The sequence below is a fragment of the Streptomyces tirandamycinicus genome, from assembly GCF_003097515.1.
Taxonomy (GTDB): domain Bacteria; phylum Actinomycetota; class Actinomycetes; order Streptomycetales; family Streptomycetaceae; genus Streptomyces; species Streptomyces tirandamycinicus.
Genome location: NZ_CP029188.1, coordinates 6,111,903 through 6,129,777 on the forward strand (window position 1 = coordinate 6,111,903; position 17,875 = coordinate 6,129,777).

Genomic DNA, 17,875 nt, shown 5'->3' on the forward strand with positions numbered 1-17,875 from the left:
ACCGGAAGCCGGCTCGGGGTGGGCGTGCCGGCCGGCCGGGGGCTTCAACCCGCCGATCCGTGACCGGTGTTGCCGGTGCGCGCACCGGCCGGGGCGGGTGCGGTCCAGCTGCCGAGGAGGCGCAGCGCGGCTTCCGCGCGGGCGTCGGGAGCGGTGAAGACGACCAGGGACCGCTGCTCGTCTCCGGGCAGTGTGAGCGTCTCGTACGTGAGGGGGAAGGTGCCGACCACCGGGTGCCGGAAGCTCTTGGTGCCGTACGACTTCTCCCGCACCTCCCGCATCGCCCAGAGGGAACGGAACTCCGCGCTGTGGCGGGACAGTTCGGCCACCAGCCGGGCGAGGGGCAGGTCACCGGGACGCCGTCCGCCGGAGAAGCGCAGGAAGCCGACGGTCTGGCGGGCCACGTCCTCCCACTGCGGATAGAGCTCCCGCGCGGCGGGGTCGGCGAAGACGTGACGCGCGAGGTTGAGCCGCCCACCGGAAGCCGGGCCCGGAGCGCCGACGAGCGCGCGGGCCAGGTCGTTGGCGTCGAGGACGTCCATCGCCGGGCTCAGTACGTACGCCGGGACCGCGCCCACCGCGGTCACCAGACGCCGCAGCCCGTCCCGTACGGGCTCGTCCGCCACCGGCTCTCCGGTGCCGGCCGCGGCCCCGGCCGAGCTCCGGGCCCGGGTCCGGCGCACCAGGTCGTACAGGTGCGCGCGCTCGGTGGCATCCAGCCGGAGCACCCGCGCCAGTGCGTCGAGCACGGCGCCGGAGGGGTGCAGGGCACGCCCCTGCTCCAGACGCGTGTAGTAGACCACGCTGACGCCCGCGAGTTCGGCGACCTCCTCCCTCCGCAGCCCCGGGACCCGGCGCCGGCCGTGGCCGGTGAGCCCGACGGCCGCCGGAGCCACCCGGGCACGCCGTGACATCAGGAAGTCGCCGAAGGCGTTGTCCGCGTCCATGTACGCCAGTATCCGCCGGCAGGCTGCCGGCAACCTGACCCTGCCAGTACCCCCCGGCCTCGATCTGCCCGGTACTCGCGGGGTGGTGGCTGTGTCCGCCGGAGGTCCCGCAGGGTGGACCCGACGCGACAGGACGAACGCGACAGGACGAACGTGACGGGCCCGCACGACCGGGACCCGCGGTGACAGGAGTGGATTCGATGCGCGCAGTGGTGTTCTCCCGGTACGGCGACGAGAGCGTTCTGGAGCTCGCCCGGCTACCGGAACCGGCACCCGCGGACGGCGAGATCCTCGTGGAGGTGAAGGCCGCCGGGGTGAACCCGGTCGACTGGAAGCACCGCGAGGGGGCGGTCCGCAACGACCGCCCCTTCCCGCTGGGGCTGGGCTGGGACGTGGCGGGAGTGGTACGGGCCACGGTGCCGGGCGGCCCGGCCGTCGGCGAGCCGGTGTACGGGATGCTGCCGCTGCCGTACGGGGGCGCCTACCAGGAGCTGGCCGTGCTGCCCGCATCCGCGGTGGCGCCCAAGCCGCGGCGGCTGACCTTCGCGCAGGCCGCCGCCGTCCCGCTGGCCGCCCTGACGGCGTGGCAGGCACTGGAGGCGGCCGGGGCGGGCGCGGGGGTGCGGGTCCTGGTGCACGCGGGGGCGGGCGGCGTCGGCCACTTCGCCGTACAGTTCGCCCGGCACCTCGGGGCACATGTCACGGCCACCGCCTCCGCTCACAACCTGGACTTCCTGCGCCGGCTGGGCGTCGACGAGCCGGTCGACCGCGCGACCGCGGACCCGTCCGCCCAGGGCCCGTTCGACATCGTCCTGGACACCGTCGGCGGCCCCGTGCAGCACGCGTCCTGGCGGCTCCTGCGGCCCGGCGGCACCCTCATCACGCTTCCGGAACCCCTGGACGAGGCGCACCGCCTCCCCGGCGTCACGGCCCGCCGCGTCGTCGTCGCCCCCGACGGCGGAGCGCTGCGCACGATCGCCGCGCTCCTCGACTCCGGGGCCGTGCAGGTCGAGGTGCAGTCCGTGCTTTCCCTGGAGCAGGCGGCGACGGCGCACCGGATCAGCCGGGAGGGCCGGGTGCGCGGCAAGCTCGTCCTCGCCCTGTGACGCCCGGCCGGCGGACGCCGCGCGGGGCCGCACGGCGGGCCCGGGCCCGGCCGGCCGCGGCCTTCAGTTCCCGGACGGGCGTGTGCCGATCCGCCGCCAGCCCCGGAGAACCGGCGCCTGGCCGAGTGCGCGGTCCGTCACCTCGTGGGCGGTGCTTTGTTCCACACCCTCATCTACGTCGCCGGGCGTACCACCTCGGCCACCAACCTCGCACTGATCGCCGCGGCGTCCCCGGTGGGCATCGCGCTGCTCGCCCGTGCCGGAGGCGAGCGCCTCTCCCGCCCGAGGATCCTCGGCATGCTGCTCGCCCTGGTGGGCGTGGTGGCGCTGGTGGCCAAGGGCAGCCTCGCGGTGCTGCTGCACCTGGGATTCGCCGTCGGCGACCTGTGGATGGTCGCCGCGATGTGCGCCTTCGCCGGATGCTCCGCCCTGCTCAAGCGCAAGCCGAAGCAGATACCGGCGGTGGTGCTCCTGGCCGCCACGGTGCTGTTCGGCCTGGTGATGCTGGTTCCCGCGCAGGCCGTCTCGCTCGGCGTGCAGGGCGGCTTCACACCCACGGGCGGCAACCTGGCAGCCCTGGTGTACATCGGTGTGGCCTCGTCGGCACTGGCGTTCTTCGTGTGGAACAGGGCAGTCGAGACGATCGGCGCCACCCGCGCCGGGGTCGTCTCCTACCTGCAGCCGGTGTGCGTCGCGGTACCGGCTTCGCTGAGTCTCGGAGAGAGTTCGACCCCGGCGCAGTTCGCCTGCACGGGCCTGGTCATCGCCGGAGTCGCCCTCTCCTCCGCCAGGTGCTGACCGCCGGCCTCCCCTCCCTCCGACACGGTTCCCGCCGCGGGGCATCTCGACGGCGCGTACGGCGTGATCGCGGCCATGGAGGTGCTCCGTACCCTGCACGAGCACGACCACCCGATGGCGAACCACGTCGAGACCGTCGCCTGGTTTGACGAGGAGGGCGTCACGGCGCTCCCACCGCCGTCGCCGGGGGCCGGCAGGCCCCCGCCGAGGTGGCGACGGCACCCCACGCACCCCGCCTGGACGCACGTCGCGGGGGCGGCGTCCGGTGCGACCGGGGAAGCCCGCCGCCGGGCCGCCTCACCCCTCCGCGCGGGAGCCGCCGGTGCCGGAGTCCGCACGCTGGTAGATGTCGGGGATGCCGTCGGCGTCCTCGTCGATGTTCTCCTCCTCGTACAGGCGGCGGTAGACCGCGTTGCGGCGCTTGATCAGCACGGCGGCCAGGACCGCGGCGATCAGCGACCCGAGGAGGACGGCGGCCTTCACCTGCTCGGCCTGGGCCGGGTCGGAGAAGGCGAGCTCTCCGATGAGGAGGGCGACGGTGAAGCCTATTCCGGCCAGTACGGCCAGGGAGAAGACGTCAGCCCACTCCAGGTCGGGGTTGAGGCGGGCACGGGTGTAGCGGGCGGCGAGATAGGTGCCGGCGAATATGCCGACGGTCTTGCCGACGACGAGGCCGATGACGACGCCGAGTGGTTCGGGCCGGGTGAAGACCTCACCGAGGGCGGCCGCGGAGACGCCCACACCGGCGGCGAACAGGGCGAACAGCGGCACCGCCACCCCTGCCGAGACCGGGTGCAGCAGATGCGAGGTCCGTTCGGCGGGCGAGGCCTTCTCGCCCTCGTCGCGGGTGGTGCGCAGGATCAGGCCCATCGCGACGCCCGCGACGGTGGCGTGGACTCCGCCGTTGTACATCAGCGCCCAGATGGCGATGCCGAGCGGCGCGTACCACCACCAGCCCCTCACCCGCAGGCGCTGGAGGACGTAGAAGACGACCAGGCCCGCGAAGGCCCCCGCCAGAGCCGGGTAGTTGAGGTCGCTGGTGAAGAAGATCGCGATGATCAGGATGGCGCCGAGGTCGTCGACGACGGCGAGGGTCAGCAGGAAGGCGCGCAGCGCCGCAGGGAGATGGGTGCTGAGGACGGCCAGGACCGCGAGCGCGAAGGCGATGTCGGTGGCCATCGGTACGGCCCATCCGCCCAGTCCGCCCCCGGCGGGCGCGGCGACCGCGACGTACAGCGCGGCGGGCACGACCATGCCGCACACCGCGGCGATGACCGGCAGTGCGGCGGTGGCGGGGTTGCGCAGCTCGCCGACGACGAGTTCTCGTTTGAGCTCGATCCCGGCGACGAGGAAGAAGACGGCGAGCAGGCCGTCGGCGGTCCAGTGCCCGACCGAGAGGTCGAGACCGAGGGCGGGTATGCCGAAGTGGAAGTCCCGTATCTGCTCGTAGACGCCGCTCCACGGGCTGTTCGCCCATATGAGTGCCACCACCGCCGCGGCCAGCAGAACGAGTCCGCCGATGGTCTCGGTGCGCAGTGCCTCGGCCACGGCGTTGCGCTCGGGCAGAGGCAGCAGGCCGAGGAAGGTGGTGCGCTGACGCGGGGCGTCTGACATGGGTAAGGCCTCCGGGCCGTCGATTGGAGCGGGCACACTGCACCCTTTGACGCCGACCAGACTTCCCGGCACACCCCGCGTCATCTTGACGCGTTCCTCACACCCTAACCAGAAGGCGGGCGCCGCCACCAGACAGCACTCCACCTGCGGGAACGTGCGGAGGGGTCCGCATGCGCAAGGCGCGGGCGCATGCGGACCCCTCCCCTGAGCCGGACCGCGCGGGCGGTCAGACGGTGGTCTTCACCGGCTCCGGGTCCTCGTCGGCGTCGTCCGCCCCGCCGGCCTTGCGGGACCGGACGAACTCCAGGAAGGAGTCCAGTTCCCGCTTGACGACGGGGGCGAGGAGGTACAGACCGATGATGTTGATGACCGCCAGCATGAACAGGACCGCGTCGGCCATGTCGATCAGCGTCTGCAGGGTGAGCAGGGCGCCGGCGACGGCGAACAGCGTGTAGAGCACCTTGAAGGTGATCTCGCTGGCCTTGCTGCGGCCGAACAGGTACGTCCATGCCTTGAGGCAGTAGTAGCCCCACGTCAGCACCGTCGAGATGGCGAAGAGCATCACCGCGATGGTCAGGATGTACGGGAACCAGGGCAGCACCGTGGCGAAGGCGTCGGAGGTGATGGTGACACCGCCGATGGACTCGCCGGCCCGTGCCTCGGCCCAGCTCGCCGGGTTGGCGATCACGATGGTGAGGGCCGTCATGGTGCAGATGATCACCGTGTCGATGAAGGGCTCCAGCAGGGCGACCAGGCCCTCGCTCGCGGGGTGCTTGGTCTTCACCGCGGAGTGCGCGATCGGGGCGGAGCCCAGACCGGCCTCGTTGGAGAACGCCGCGCGCTTGAAGCCGATGATCAGCGCACCGAGGACACCACCGGCGACGCCCTCGGGGTTGAACGCGCCCTCGACGATGGTGACGAGCGCGTCGGGCACGGCCGTGACGTTCACCAGGATGACGACCAGGCAGGCGGCGATGTAGATGCCCGCCATGGCCGGCACCAGCCTGCTGGTGACGTTGGCGATGGAGCGGATGCCGCCGAGCAGCACGATGCCGACGAGCGCGGCGATGAGGATGCCGAAGAAGAGCGCGCCGGAGGAGGAGCCGACGGCACCGCCCTCGCCGCCGGTGACGGAGACCAGCTGCGCGTAGCTCTGGTTGACCTGGAAGAGGTTGCCGCCGAAGAGGCCGAAGAACAGGATCATGAAGGAGGCGAGGACGGCGAGCACCTTGCCGAGGGTCTTGCCGTTCTTGCCGAAGCGGTCGACCAGGCCCTTGGGGAGGTAGTGCATCGGCCCGCCGGAGACGGTGCCGTCGGCGTGGACCTCGCGGTACTTCACACCGAGGGTGACCTCGACGAACTTCGTGGCCATGCCGAGCAGACCGCAGAGGATCATCCAGAAGGTCGCGCCCGGACCACCGATGGAGACGGCGACGGCGACACCCGCGATGTTGCCGAGACCGACGGTGCCGGAGACGGCCGCGGTCAGGGCCTGGAAGTGGTTGACCTCACCGGCCGACCCCTTCTCGTCGTACTTCCCGCGCACCACGTCGACGGCGAGGCGGAACTTGCGAATCTGGATCAGCCCGAACCAGGCGGAGAAGACCAGACCGGCGACGACCAGCCAGGCGACGATGAGGGGGACAGCCGTCCCGCCTACGGGGACGGAGTAGAAGACGACTTCTCCGAGCCAGCTGGCGATGGGCTCGAACAATCCGCTGACAGCCTTGTCGACGGATTCGGTCATGGACTCGAGTGACACAGTGGCTACCTCGTGGCGCAGGACCGGCGCATGGGAGGTGTGCGCCGGATGGTGTGCGGTCTTGGAGCGAACGCCGTTGTCCGATCGGCGACCCTGGGCGTCCGGTCCGCGGACTCGAACCCGATCGCCCTGGTCGTGCTGCGCCGGCGGACCGGCGCGCCCCGCATCACGGCACGAGGCCGACTGCGGAGTTGCGCAGTTCTAACACGTTTTTTACGACCCTCTGGGTGACGGGAATCACATAACGGCCAGTAACCAGGGGAAGTGCCTGGGAGTGTGACAAGACCGTTATTCGGAAGCGGGTCTCCGTTCACCGAACGTCCATGAGGGCTGGCTGTGTGTGCTCGCGGGAGGCCGGTGGTGAGGTGCTGACCTGCGGAAAGGATCGTCGCTCCGGGGCGGTGCGGGGGCCGGGGCGGCCGTGAGCACGGCGGATACCGTTCTGGCGTCCGCTCGATTCCCGCTCCCGGCAGAGTTCCGGCGCGGAGGTTGCCGTACCCGGGCAGTGACGGCCCGGGGCAGGGGCGGCACAATCCGCCCGCCCCGAGCCGAGCGGCCCCCGACGACCCCCGGCGGCGCCGGGTGGCCCGAGTCGTCCCCGAGCGGCCCCCGACGGAACCGTCCGCCGGAGCCGAGTGGCCCCGGGTGGTGCCGCCCGGCCCGAGCGGCCGGACACCGGAATGCGGACGCCGAACCCGAACCTCGGGCGTCGTGCACCGTGCACCGTGCACCGGGTGCGGGTGCGGGTGCGGGTGCGGGTGCGGGGTGCGGTGTGCCGGACATCGGGCGTCGTGCATGGGCTGCCGGGCGCCGGGTGCCGGGTGCCGTCCTCGGGCCGTCGTGGGCGCATCGGGTACGGGTTCACGAATCCCGCTCCGGCCAGTCCAGGAAGCGCGCACCGATGACCGCCGTCTGGAGCGTGTAGCGGTGCCCGGGGTCCGCCGGATCGGCTCCCGTCAGTCTGCGGATGCGGTCGAGCCGGTAGGTCATGGCCCGCACGCTGAGGGACAGCCTGCGCGCCGCCTCGGCCGCGACGCAGCCGCTGTCGAAGTAGGCCGCGAGCGTCCGGATCAGCGGCCGGGGGCCCCCACGGGCCTCCCGCAGCGGGCCGAGGACGCTCTCCACCAGGTCGGCCATGGCCTGCCGGTCGCGGGTGAGTACCGGGTACACCAGCAGGTCCGCGGCCCTGAGCACCGGATCCTCCAGGTTCATGCGCTCCGCCAGGTCCAGCGCGTTGAGCGCCTCCTCGTAGGAGTGCACCACGCCCCCCGCGCCCGGATGGGCGCGTCCGATGGCCACCCGGCCGCCTTCCGCGGCCGCGTACGCCTGCTTGGCGAAGAACGCCAGGACGTCGGACTGGTCCCCGGGCGCGATGCAGACCAGCCGGCCGTCCTTGGTGGTGAGCAGGATGCGGCGGTCGCCGAAGCGCGCCAGCAGCGCCGACTCGATGCGCCGGGTCACGGGAGAGCCGTCGCCGAACGGTTCCGGACCCTGCGCGGCGGCGACGGCGTGCGCGTGGGAGAGGAGCAGCCCGAAGCGCTCGGCGCGCCCGGCCAGGCGTCCGAGGTCGCTGCGCCCGTAGAGCAGGTCGTCGATGAACTCGCGGCGTGCCGCTTCCTCCTGCCGCACGGCCAGGCGCTGCGCCCGCTCGTGACCTTCCGCGAAGGCGTCGATCGCCTGCTCCACGACGGAGAGCAGATGGTCGGCGGCGCCGGGCGCCAGCGACGCGCGGACCGACCGTGCGGCGGCGAGATGGACCCGCACCAGCGCCCGCAGGCCGACGCCCGCCTCGGCGGCGCGCTCGCCCTGGAGCCGCAGCGCCTCGAGCTCGTCACGCTTCAGCCTGCGTCCCGTGGAGCAGGCGGCGACCAGGATCGCGTCGTACCCCGCCACGTAGTGCTCGGGCGATGTCCGGTCCGGCATGCGCTCTCCTGTCCCCGCTGTGTCCGCCGTCCCCGCCGCCATCCGGTGCCTGCGGTGTGCCTGCGGTGCTCGCGGTGTCTCCGGTGCTCGCCGCGCTTGCGGTGCTCGTGGCGCCTGTGGCGCTTGTGGCTCTTGCCGTGCTTGTGGCGCTGCCGCCCGTTCGCGTGCTCCCCGTGCTCGCGCGCGCTCCCGTTGCCGTCGTGCGCGGGTGCCGGTCGGCCGTCCGTACCAGCCGGGCCGGTCCGCGGGCGGCACGGAGCGGGCCCCGGACGCGTCAAGGATACGTAAAGATTGCCGGGAGGCGGCAGTACCGATGGCGGGCGAGGCGGCAACGGGCCGCACGGTCGCCGCGTCGGCTGCCGGACCCCGGAACGAAGGCGGCCTCCCGCCCCAGGCACAGGCACAGGCACCACCGTGACCACCATGGCGGATGGCGTTCCGGGGACGTAGGGGACGTACGAGCCCCTCCGCGGGCCCACGGAGCGGAATCCATGGTGACGGCGGCGGTCCGGCTCTCTACGCTCCCTGTCCCGAGCAACCGGAGAGGCGCCGCCCTGAGCCAGAACTTCGACATGGGTGACGAGACCCTGTGGAACCCGTCCAACGGGGCTTCCCGCATGTTCCGGCGCCAGGTGGCGGTCTTCGAGGCGGAGCCGGGACTCCCGTCGGCGTGACGCTCGCCGACGGGCGGCACGGAGCCCGACTCACCGTGCCCGGCCGGGGTAGACGAAAGCCGTGGATGACAAGGTTCTCTGGTGGGGCCTCGGCGTGACCGCCCTGGCTACGGCAGTCGGCGCCGGATGGATGCTCCTCCGTGTGGTCAGGGCGCGCCGGGCGCTCCGCGAGGCCGGGGTGCCCCTGCGGGACAAGGCCCTGTTCTGGGGCGCCGTGCTCTACACCGTGTCGCCCGTCGACCTGCTGCCGGACCCGGTGTACCTCGACGACATCGGCGTCCTGGTACTGGCGCTCCGCGCGCTGCAGACGGCTGCCCAGGGGGCGGCACGGCAGCGGCCCGGATGACCGTGCCGGGGTGGTTCGGCGGGCTCCGGAGGGCCGGGCCCCACGGAGTACGGCGCCGGATCAGGCGGCCATCGGCGGCAGGCCGGGCAGCACCTTCTCGATGGTGACGGGGAAGTCGCGCACACGCACACCGGTGGCGTTGAACACCGCGTTCACGACGGCGGCACCGGACCCGCAGACGCCCAGCTCACCGACCCCCTTCGCGCCGAGGACGTTGGCCTTGCCGTCGAACGAGTCGAGCACGACGGCATCGACGTCGGTGATGTCGGCGTGGACCGGCACCAGGTACCCCGCGAGGTCCCGGTTGACGAAGGCGCCGGACCGCGGGTCCACGACGGCCTCCTCCTCGAGGGCCGCGCCCACTCCCCAGACCATGCCGCCGATCAGCTGCGAGCGGGTCGTCTTCGGGTTGAACACACGGCCCACCGAGAACACGCCGAGCATCCGCCGCAGACGGATCTCGGCGGTGTCCGCGTCCACCCCCACCTCGGCGAAGTGGGCCCCGTAGGAGTTGATCGAGTAGTCGGAGTAGTGCGGATCGTCGGCCATGTACCGGACCCGGCCTTCCGCCTCCATCTCCTCCGAACAGCGCGCGACGATCGCTCCCACGTCCTCGGACACCTCGCCGATGCGCACACCGCCGTCGGCGAGCACGGCGCCGGCCGGGTCCAGGCCGTGCAGCGGGGAGCGGGTGTCGCCACAGGCCGCTTCCAGCAGCTTCGCGCGGAGGGCGATGCACGCCCGGTGCGCCGCGGTGCACGAGTTGGTGGCGCCCCACGAGCCTCCGGACCCCCAGCTGGTGGGGAGTTCGGAGCGCCCCAGCTCGATCCGCACCCGTTCGGGCGGGAGCCCGAGTCCCTCGGCCGCGACCTGGGTCAGGATGGTGTACGTGCCCGTGCCGATGTCGGTCATGTCGGACCGGACGACGGCGGTGCCGTCCGGCTCCAGCCGCACCCGTACCGCCGTCGGCCCCTGGAAGTGCCCCCGGATGGCGGCCGACATGCCGTAGCCGACCAGCCACCGCCCCTCGCGCACACTCGCGGGGGCGGCGGGGCGGTCCTCCCACCCGAAGCGGCGCGCACCCTCGCGCAGGCAGTCGACCAGATGCCGGTCGCTGTACGGCACGCCCCGCTCGGGATCGACGCCGGGCTCGTTGCGTATCCGCAGTTCGACCGGGTCCATCCCGAGCGCGTCGGCCAGCTCGTCCATCGCCGACTCGACCGCCAGCATGCCGGGTGCCTCACCCGGCGCGCGGACGTCCGTCCCGCGCGGCAGGTCGAGTGCCGTCAGCCGGTGGCTGGTCAACCGGTGGGGCGCGGCGTAGAGGCTGCGGGTCGTGGCGGCGGTCTGCTCGGCGTACTCGATGTCGGGATTGGTGTGCATGGTGACGTCGTGGGCGATCGCCGTCAGCCGTCCGTCGCGCGCCGCTCCCAGCCGGACCCGCTGGCTGGACATGGGGCGCATGCCCACGAGCTGGAAGACCTGCTGCCGGGTCAACGCGACCTTGACCGGCCGGCGGAGGGTGCGGGCGGCCATCGCGGCCAGGATGGTCTCGGAGTGGATGCCCAGCTTGGAGCCGAACCCACCGCCGACGAAGGGGGCGACGACGTGCACCCGCTCGGGGTCCATCCGCAGCGTGCCGGCGACCGAGGCCTGCGCCGCGTTGACGATCTGGCAGCTGACGTAGAGGACCAGCTCCTCGCCGCGAGGCTCCGCCAGGCACGCGTTCGGCTCGATCGGCAGCGAGAGCTCGTACGGGGTCGTGTAGAGCTGGTCGACCCTGACCTCGGCGCTGTCGAACCCGGCGTCGAAGTCGCCGACCTCGGTGTCCGTGGGGAGACCGGCGTTGACCACTTTCGGGATGTACACCTCGTCCTCGTACTCGGCGAAGTCGAAACGTCCCCGGCCGGCGCTGTACTCGACCTCGACGCGGGCGGCCGCGTCCCGGGCCTGCTCCAGGGTCTCGGCGACGACCAGTGCCACCGGCTCGCCGAAATGGTGGATGTCGGGGCCCGTCAGGACCGGCTGGGCACACCAGTACTCGAAGATCGCGGACTCGTCGCGGGGGCCCTGCTCCGGCGCGTTGAGATGGGTGAGCACGAGGTGCACGCCCGGTGTGCTCTCGGCGCTCTCGGTGCCGATCCGGGTGATGCGGCCCTTGCCGATCGTCGCGCCGACGATGAAGCCGTAGAGCGGTTGGCCCGCTTCCCAGTGCTCGTAGGCGTAGGCGGCCCGGCCGGTGGCCTTCAGAGGGCCGTCGACACGGTTCACGGGCTCCCCGATCATCGTGCCTCCTCGGCCGGTCCGGCCACCTGCGCCAGGGTGCGGCACAGCGTGCGCCGGGCCAGCTCGATCTTGAAGTCGTTGTGTCCCCGTCCGACCGCGTCCCGCATCGCCGCCTCGGCGGCGGCGCGATACGTGTCCATCGTGGCCGGGCGGCCGGCCAGCGCGGCCTCCGCCTCGGCGGACCGCCAGGGCTTGTGCGCCACGCCGCCGAGCGCCACCCGCGCCCCGCCGATCGTCCCCCGGTCGGCCGAGACGACGGCCGCCACGGAGACCAGCGCGAACTCGTAGGACGCCCGGTCGCGCACCTTGCGGTACCGCTGCCGCCCAGGCGGGGGCGGTGGCAGCACCACGGCCGTGATCATCTCGCCGGGGCCCAGCACGGTGTCGATGTGCGGTGTGTCGCCCGGCAGCCGGTAGAAGTCGGTGACGGCGACGCGGCGTACCGCCTGATCGGCGGCGAGCAGCTCGATCTCCGCGTCCAGGGCGGCCAGGGCGACGGCCATGTCCGAGGGGTGGGTGGCGATGCAGGAGTCCCCGGCTCCCAGGATCGCGTGTATCCGGTTGAACCCGCCGACGGCCGAGCAACCCGAGCCGGGATCACGCTTGTTGCAGCCCGCGGCGGTGTCGTAGAAGTACGGGCACCGTGTGCGCTGCAGCAGGTTTCCACCGGTGGACGCCTTGTTGCGCAACTGGCCCGAGGCACCGGACACCAGCGCCTGGGACAGCACCGGATAGCGGGTGCGCACCGCGGCGTCCGCGGCGACCTCGGAGTTCGCCGCCTGGGCCCCGATGCGCAGTCCGCCGTCCGGGAGTTCCTCGATGTCCCGCAGGGGGAGCCTGCTGATGTCGACCAGATGGCTCGGCTTCTCGATGTCCAGCTTCATCAGGTCGAGCAGATTGGTGCCGCCGCTGATGAACTTGGCTCCGTCCCTGGACGCCGCGGCGACCGCGGACCGTACGTCCGTCGCCCGCTCGTAGGTGAAGGACCTCATCCCGTGCCGCCTTCCGCCGTGTCGCGGATGGCCGCGACGATGTTCGGATAGGCGGCGCACCGGCAGATGTTGCCGCTCATCCGCTCGCGGATCTCCTCGTCGGTCAGCGCGATGCGCGGCGCGGTCACGTCGGTGGTGGCGTGGCTGGGCCAGCCCGCCGCCACTTCGGCGAGCATGCCGACGGCCGAGCAGATCTGGCCCGGTGTGCAGTAGCCGCACTGGAAGCCGTCGTTCTCGACGAAGGCGCGTTGCAGTGGGTGCAGGCCGTCGGGGTCGCCCAGGCCTTCGATCGTGACGATCTCGTCGTCCTCGTGCATCACGGCGAGCGTCAGGCACGAGTTGACGCGCCGGCCGTTGACCAGGACGGTGCAGGCGCCGCACTGACCGTGGTCGCACCCCTTCTTGGTTCCGCTCAGGCGCAGATGCTCGCGCAGCGCGTCGAGCAGCGACGTCCGCGGATCCACCTCGAGCCGCCGCGGCTGATCGTTGACGTTCAGCCGGATCGACGAGAGCCGGTCCATTCCGCCCGGGCCCGGCCCGTCGGGGCCCGTATCCGGATCGCTCATCACAGCCCGCCTTCCTCCCTGGTCGTGGGTGGTGGTGCGGGTGCCGGGCGGGGCCGTCGTCGCGGACGCGGCGCGCTTCCCGCGCGGCCCCTCGCCACTGCGGGGCGCGCTTCCCACCCAGCGTCTCGCACAAGCGGTCGCATCGCGATTCATGGCGCCGGCTCGGCCGTGCGGGCAGTCGCGGTGCCGTCCGGCGCCGGCGGTCGGCGGCCCGCGCCGTGCACCACGCGTCGCGGCCTCGCGTCTGCCGTCGTGCTCGTACGGCCGCGCCGGCCCGGCCGTGCGCGCGGTCGCGGTGCCGGGCGGGGGGGCGAGTTGCTCCCCGGTCCGCGGGCCCCTCCGGCAGGATGAGGGCGGAAGGTCGTGGCGCGGGGGACGCGGCGGTGGTGCGGAGAGAAGCGTGGCGCGGAGAGAAGCAGCGGTGTGCCGGGTGCGCCGGTAGAGGCGGTGGGGTGCGGAGAGAGGCGGCGACGGGCGTGCGACTTCGATTCGAGGGCTGGATCGCCGGGGTCGGTACCCGGTCCGGCGTTCGCCTCGTGGTGGGCCACTGGGCGCGGTCGCCGTTCGGGGCGTTCGCTGACGTCATGATCGAGCGCGAGGACGGGGAGCGCCTGCTGCTGGCCCCCACGCGGGAGGTCGCCGACTTCATCGCCTCCACCTACGCCTTCGAGGAGGTGCGGGTAGGTCCGGTGCGGGTACGGTCGACGGGGACGGCCTGGGCCGTCACCGCGCCGTCCCTGGAGCTGCGCTTCGTCACCGGTGGGCGGGGGATGCTGGGGTGGCTGCTGCGGGCGGTGCCCGGCTCGCTCGCGAAACGGCCCGCCTGGAGCGCTCTGGTCGATCTTCCGGCGCGGGTGATGCCCGGCGTGCGAACCCGCGGCAGGAGCGGGACCGGGCGCCGTGAGTGGTACGGCGCGCGGGATCTCCTGCCGATCGTGAGTGCCCGTGCCGTCTTCGAGGGGGCGGAACTGGGGCCTCTCGCGCCCGTCGAACCTCCCGTGCGCTTCGGGTTCGGCTCCGTCCCCCGGAAACCGGCTGCCGTACGGGTCACCACGACGGTGGGACTGAACGGCGTGCGGTCTGCCTGACGCCTGACGCTTGACGCTTGACGCTTGACGCTTGACGCTTGACGCCTGGCCCCAGGCCCCCGGATGCCGGATGCCGGACGCCTTATGCCTGAGGCCCGGCTCCTCGCTGCCGACCCGGACGTACGGCGGGCCTCCCGCGCCGGTCCCGGCAGGCCATGGGCGCCGACGCCGGGGCGGCGTCCGTGCCCGGCAGGGTGTCAGCGGCGCTGGCTACGGTGGGCACATGATCGAGGCCGAGGAAATCCGCCGTATCGCGCTGTCCCTTCCCGAGACGGTGGAGAAGGAGGCATGGAGCATGCCGACGTTCCGTGTCGCCGGAAAGATGTACATCACGATGCCCGACGACCAGACGTCGTTCGCCGTGCGCTGCCCGAAGCACGAGCGGACCGAACTGATCGCCGCAGAGCCCGAGAAGTTCTGGGTGCCGCCGCACGAGGCGAGTTCGGCCTGGGTCCGGGTGCGGCTCAAGGCGCTGGAGGATCTGGACGAACTGCGCGACATCCTCGTCGACTCCTGGCGACAGGCGGCTCCGGACCGGCTGGCGGAGCGGCACCCCGAACTGCGGCCGGGCGAGGGCACCGCCCACTGAACCGGCCGATGCACCGCCCAATGACTGGCCAGTGAACCGACCAGCGAACCGGCCACCGCACCGACCGGTGGACGGAGTACGCCCGCGGCGATCGCGCGAGCGCCGCGGGCGCGCCTCGGTCCGGGGCGGGGAGGCGACGGCGCGTCGGGCCGGCGCAAGGGCGCCCGGGGAAGCCGTGTTCACGCGGTGAACTCGACAACGACTGTCGATTCTTTCAGGAATCTGCCCTACTGCTTGTGAAAGCGCAGGTCAGAGGAGTGTTAACGACAGCGATTACCACCATCGTTGCAGCCTTTGCATCAACTCCCTCCGTGCGTTTCACTGCACGGCTGAAAGGCACTCGATCTCACATCAGAGGGGGAAGCGATGGGCTCGGGACACGGTCACGGTGGTTCGCACGGCCACGATCACGCTCACGGCGTGACAGGGGACTCCGACAAGAAATGGCTCTCGATCGCCCTGGTCCTGATCGTCGGGTTCATGTCGGTCGAGGTCGTCATCGGTGTGGTGGCGGAGTCGCTGGCCCTGATCTCCGACGCGGCGCACATGCTGACCGACGCCGTGGCCATCGTCCTCGCCCTCGCGGCGATGCGGATAGCCAAGCGGCCCCCCAGGGGCAGCTACACCTACGGCCTGAAGCGGGTGGAGATCCTCTCCGCCCAGGTGAACGGCCTGTCCCTGATCCTGCTGGGCGGCTGGCTCACCGTCGAGGCCGTCGAGCGACTCATCGACCCTCCCGAGGTCAAGGGCGGGCTCATGCTCGCCACCGCCCTCGCGGGGATCGCGGTCAACGTGGCCGCCACCTGGTGCATCTCCCGTGCCAACCGCTCCTCGCTCAATGTCGAGGGCGCCTACCAGCACATCCTGAACGACCTGTTCGCCTTCATCGGCACGGCGGTCGCGGCCTTGGTCGTCCTCACCACGGGCTTCGCCCGCGCCGACGGCATCGCGACGCTCGTCGTCGTCGCCCTGATGTTCAAGGCCGGTTACGGCCTGCTCCGCGACTCGGGGAGGATCTTCCTCGAGGCCGCGCCCGCCCACGTCGAACCCGACCGGCTCGGTGAGCGGCTGGCGGCGGAGCCGGGTATCCGGGAGATCCACGACCTGCACGTCTGGCAGATCGCGTCCGCGGAGATCGCCCTGTCCGCGCATGTGCTCGTCGAGCCCGGCGGGGACTGCCACGCCGTGCGGCGAGGCCTCGAGGAACTGCTGCGCCGCGACTTCGGCATCACGCACACCACCCTCCAGGTGGACCACCGTCCGGAGGCCCTCCTCCAGATCGGCGGACGTGACCGCGTGCCGGGCGCGGTGGCGCACCGGGCGGACCCGCGCGGTCCGGTCCACCTCGACGGCTCGTGCGATCACGTGGCCGGTCCGCTCGATCACGAGGACGAGCCGCGCGGTCACGGGACGGTACGCGCACTCCGGCCGTGACGACCGGTGCCGAGCGGACCGGACGGACCGGACGGATCAGGCGGACCGGATGGACCGGATTGGACCGGGAGGGACTGAGGGACCCGACGGAATCGCGGAGAACATGGGATTTCTGTGATTTTGGGATGGGTAGATAGGAGACGAAAGGGCTGAATCGGGACCGGGCGGCCAAGGCCCCGGGCAGCCGGGGCTCGGACCTCCCGGGCCCGAGCGGGAGGGATGACGGGATGTCGCCCTGGATTTCCGTGCACCCGCGTCAGTCAGGAGGGCGCGATGGACCTCTGGGCGATCTGGCTGATCATCGCTGCGGTGCTGGTGGCCGCGGAGATCGCCACCCTGACCGCCGCACTGGGAATGCTGGGCGGCGCGGCCCTCGTCACGGCGGCAGTCGCCGCGGCGGGAGTGCCGCTGCCCTTCCAGCTTCTGGTCTTCACCGTCGTCGCCGTCGTCAGTGTGGTCTTCGTGCGACCCCGTGTACGGCGCGCGCTCGAACCGCGGGGTGAACGGTTCGGCGTGGACGCGCTGGTCGGCAGCACCGCCCATGTGGTCTCCGAGGTGACGGGCACGGGCGGCAGGGTCCGCATCGGCGGGGAGGAGTGGACGGCCCGCGCGTACGACGAGACGCTGGTGATCCCCGCGGGAGCGGAAGTGGACGTCATGGAGATCAGCGGCGCCACCGCAGTCGTCTACCCCCGGGAGTGAGTCATGGAAGCCACGGCGTTCCTCTTCGTCGGCGTGATCATCGCGCTTTTGGCGGTCGTCACCGTCCTCCGGGCGGTACGCGTCGTACCCCAGGCGCGTGCCCGCAACGTCGAACGGCTCGGCCGGTACCACCGCACGCTGCAACCGGGGCTCAATGTGGTCATCCCGTACGTCGACCGGGTGTATCCCGTGATCGACCTTCGCGAGCAGGTCGTCTCCTTCCGGCCGCAGCCGGTGATCACCGAGGACAACCTGGTGGTGGAGATCGACACCGTGGTGTACTTCCAGGTCACCGACCCGCGTGCCGCCGCGTACGAGATCGCCAGCTATCTGCAGGCCGTCGAGCAGCTCACCGTGACCACCCTGCGCAACGTCGTGGGCTCGATGGACCTGGAGCAGACCCTCACGTCACGCGACACCATCAACAACCAGCTGCGCGGCGTGCTGGACGAGGCGACCGGAAAGTGGGGGCTGCGGGTCAACCGCGTGGAGATCAAGGCCATCGACCCTCCGCAGTCCATCAAGGACGCGATGGAGAAGCAGATGCGGGCCGAGCGGGACAAGCGGGCCGCGATCCTCGGGGCCGAGGGGCAGCGGCAAGCCCAGATCCTCACCGCCGAGGGGGAGAAGCAGTCCGCCGTGCTCCGGGCGGAGGGCAACCGGACCGCGGAGATCCTCAAGGCCGAGGGGCAGTCCCGGGCCATCGACGAGGTGTTCCAGGCGGTGCACCGCAACGACCCGGACCCCAAACTGCTCGCGTACCAGTACCTCCAGGTGCTGCCCCAGCTGGCGCAGGGGCCGGGCAGCACGTTCTGGGTCATCCCGGGAGAGGTCACCTCCGCACTCCAGGGCGTGTCCCGGGCGTTCAGCGAGGCGCTGCCCCCGTCGCCGGCGACCCGGGAGGAGTCCTCCGGCGGCGCGGCGGACCGGAAGGCCGCGGACGACGCGGCGCAGGCCGCGGAGGCCGCCGCCGAGGCCGTCGCCGACGCGGTCCAGGTCGACAGCGGTACCCACACTCGCTGACCCGGCCCCTGCGCTCACCGGCTCG

15 protein-coding genes and 1 pseudogene are annotated in these 17,875 nt (G+C 72.2%); 9 read left to right on the top strand and 7 right to left on the bottom strand.

The window, feature by feature from the left end; translation table 11 throughout:
• Positions 1–44 precede the first annotated feature (44 nt).
• On the bottom strand, positions 45–947 hold the full coding sequence (locus DDW44_RS26675; RefSeq protein WP_108908033.1) for a helix-turn-helix transcriptional regulator: 903 nt from the start codon (positions 945–947) through the stop codon (positions 45–47).
• Positions 948–1,147: 200 nt separating this feature from the next.
• Here DDW44_RS26675 and DDW44_RS26680 point away from each other — a divergent pair, with 200 nt between their 5' ends.
• Positions 1,148–2,053 carry an NADP-dependent oxidoreductase gene (locus DDW44_RS26680; RefSeq protein WP_108908034.1) on the top strand — a complete coding sequence of 302 codons (906 nt, stop codon included), beginning with the start codon at positions 1,148–1,150 and terminating at the stop codon, positions 2,051–2,053.
• 144 nt (positions 2,054–2,197) lie between these two features.
• A complete protein-coding gene (locus DDW44_RS26685; RefSeq protein WP_240800692.1) occupies positions 2,198–2,851 on the top strand; it encodes a DMT family transporter in 654 nt (217 codons plus the stop codon).
• Between the two features lie 297 nt (positions 2,852–3,148).
• Here the strand turns inward: DDW44_RS26685 and nhaA are convergent, their stop codons facing one another.
• The 3 genes from nhaA to DDW44_RS26705 all read right to left on the bottom strand — a co-directional run bounded on the left by nhaA (position 3,149) and on the right by DDW44_RS26705 (position 8,150).
• Positions 3,149–4,465 (bottom strand): Na+/H+ antiporter NhaA, encoded by a 1,317-nt coding sequence (gene nhaA, locus DDW44_RS26695; protein WP_018888903.1) that lies wholly within the window; start codon positions 4,463–4,465, stop codon positions 3,149–3,151.
• A gap of 226 nt (positions 4,466–4,691) precedes the next feature.
• The gene (locus DDW44_RS26700) at positions 4,692–6,227 is read right to left on the bottom strand and encodes an alanine/glycine:cation symporter family protein (protein WP_018888904.1); all 1,536 of its coding nucleotides are present in this window, start codon (positions 6,225–6,227) and stop codon (positions 4,692–4,694) included.
• 861 nt (positions 6,228–7,088) lie between these two features.
• Positions 7,089–8,150 carry a PucR family transcriptional regulator gene (locus tag DDW44_RS26705; RefSeq protein ID WP_108908035.1) on the bottom strand — a complete coding sequence of 354 codons (1,062 nt, stop codon included), beginning with the start codon at positions 8,148–8,150 and terminating at the stop codon, positions 7,089–7,091.
• Positions 8,151–8,704: 554 nt separating this feature from the next.
• Here DDW44_RS26705 and DDW44_RS33020 point away from each other — a divergent pair.
• Together DDW44_RS33020 and DDW44_RS26715 are read left to right on the top strand one after the other, a co-directional pair.
• A pseudogene (locus tag DDW44_RS33020) lies at positions 8,705–8,818 on the top strand (DUF6086 family protein); the annotation flags it as partial.
• Positions 8,819–8,885: 67 nt separating this feature from the next.
• Positions 8,886–9,170 (top strand): YkvA family protein, encoded by a 285-nt coding sequence (locus DDW44_RS26715; RefSeq protein ID WP_027734871.1) that lies wholly within the window; start codon positions 8,886–8,888, stop codon positions 9,168–9,170.
• A gap of 60 nt (positions 9,171–9,230) precedes the next feature.
• On the opposite strand, the gene DDW44_RS26720 is transcribed toward DDW44_RS26715, so the two are convergent.
• From DDW44_RS26720 to DDW44_RS26730, 3 genes are read right to left on the bottom strand one after another with little or no spacing between them, the layout of a single operon-like run.
• Positions 9,231–11,456: a xanthine dehydrogenase family protein molybdopterin-binding subunit gene (locus DDW44_RS26720; protein ID WP_108908037.1), complete on the bottom strand. Its 2,226-nt coding sequence runs from the start codon at positions 11,454–11,456 to the stop codon at positions 9,231–9,233.
• A complete protein-coding gene (locus tag DDW44_RS26725) occupies positions 11,453–12,448 on the bottom strand; it encodes an FAD binding domain-containing protein (protein ID WP_108908038.1) in 996 nt (331 codons plus the stop codon). Before DDW44_RS26725 ends, DDW44_RS26720 begins: the two co-directional genes overlap by 4 nt.
• Positions 12,445–13,014: a 2Fe-2S iron-sulfur cluster-binding protein gene (locus DDW44_RS26730; RefSeq protein ID WP_108908039.1), complete on the bottom strand. Its 570-nt coding sequence runs from the start codon at positions 13,012–13,014 to the stop codon at positions 12,445–12,447. Before DDW44_RS26730 ends, DDW44_RS26725 begins: the two co-directional genes overlap by 4 nt.
• A gap of 476 nt (positions 13,015–13,490) precedes the next feature.
• Between DDW44_RS26730 and DDW44_RS26735 the strand changes: the two genes are divergently transcribed.
• From DDW44_RS26735 to DDW44_RS26760, 5 genes are all read left to right on the top strand, one after another.
• On the top strand, positions 13,491–14,102 hold the full coding sequence (locus tag DDW44_RS26735; RefSeq protein WP_167455535.1) for a hypothetical protein: 612 nt from the start codon (positions 13,491–13,493) through the stop codon (positions 14,100–14,102).
• 223 nt (positions 14,103–14,325) lie between these two features.
• Complete coding sequence (locus tag DDW44_RS26745; protein WP_108908040.1) at positions 14,326–14,691, top strand: MmcQ/YjbR family DNA-binding protein; 366 nt, start codon at positions 14,326–14,328, stop codon at positions 14,689–14,691.
• A 366-nt stretch (positions 14,692–15,057) separates the two neighbouring features.
• A complete protein-coding gene (locus tag DDW44_RS26750) occupies positions 15,058–16,125 on the top strand; it encodes a cation diffusion facilitator family transporter (RefSeq protein WP_108908041.1) in 1,068 nt (355 codons plus the stop codon).
• 273 nt (positions 16,126–16,398) lie between these two features.
• Positions 16,399–16,827 carry an NfeD family protein gene (locus DDW44_RS26755; RefSeq protein ID WP_017944306.1) on the top strand — a complete coding sequence of 143 codons (429 nt, stop codon included), beginning with the start codon at positions 16,399–16,401 and terminating at the stop codon, positions 16,825–16,827.
• A 3-nt stretch (positions 16,828–16,830) separates the two neighbouring features.
• Positions 16,831–17,850, top strand: a complete 1,020-nt coding sequence (locus tag DDW44_RS26760; RefSeq protein ID WP_108908042.1) for an SPFH domain-containing protein — start codon at positions 16,831–16,833, stop codon at positions 17,848–17,850.
• Positions 17,851–17,875: the final 25 nt, after the last annotated feature.

What these genes read in the sequence shown, in the direction of transcription:
- DDW44_RS26680 (WP_108908034.1), top strand. Translation starts at nt 1,148, where the DNA reads ATGCGCGCAGTGGTGTTCTCCCGGTACGGCGACGAGAGCGTTCTGGAG.
- DDW44_RS26745 (WP_108908040.1), top strand. Translation starts at nt 14,326, where the DNA reads ATGATCGAGGCCGAGGAAATCCGCCGTATCGCGCTGTCCCTTCCCGAG.
- DDW44_RS26755 (WP_017944306.1), top strand. Translation starts at nt 16,399, where the DNA reads ATGGACCTCTGGGCGATCTGGCTGATCATCGCTGCGGTGCTGGTGGCC.
- DDW44_RS26750 (WP_108908041.1), top strand. Translation starts at nt 15,058, where the DNA reads ATGGGCTCGGGACACGGTCACGGTGGTTCGCACGGCCACGATCACGCT.
- DDW44_RS26720 (WP_108908037.1), bottom strand. Translation starts at nt 11,456, where the DNA reads ATGATCGGGGAGCCCGTGAACCGTGTCGACGGCCCTCTGAAGGCCACC.
- DDW44_RS26730 (WP_108908039.1), bottom strand. Translation starts at nt 13,014, where the DNA reads ATGAGCGATCCGGATACGGGCCCCGACGGGCCGGGCCCGGGCGGAATG.
- nhaA (WP_018888903.1), bottom strand. Translation starts at nt 4,465, where the DNA reads ATGTCAGACGCCCCGCGTCAGCGCACCACCTTCCTCGGCCTGCTGCCT.
- DDW44_RS26705 (WP_108908035.1), bottom strand. Translation starts at nt 8,150, where the DNA reads ATGCCGGACCGGACATCGCCCGAGCACTACGTGGCGGGGTACGACGCG.
- DDW44_RS26760 (WP_108908042.1), top strand. Translation starts at nt 16,831, where the DNA reads ATGGAAGCCACGGCGTTCCTCTTCGTCGGCGTGATCATCGCGCTTTTG.
- DDW44_RS26675 (WP_108908033.1), bottom strand. Translation starts at nt 947, where the DNA reads ATGGACGCGGACAACGCCTTCGGCGACTTCCTGATGTCACGGCGTGCC.
- DDW44_RS26725 (WP_108908038.1), bottom strand. Translation starts at nt 12,448, where the DNA reads ATGAGGTCCTTCACCTACGAGCGGGCGACGGACGTACGGTCCGCGGTC.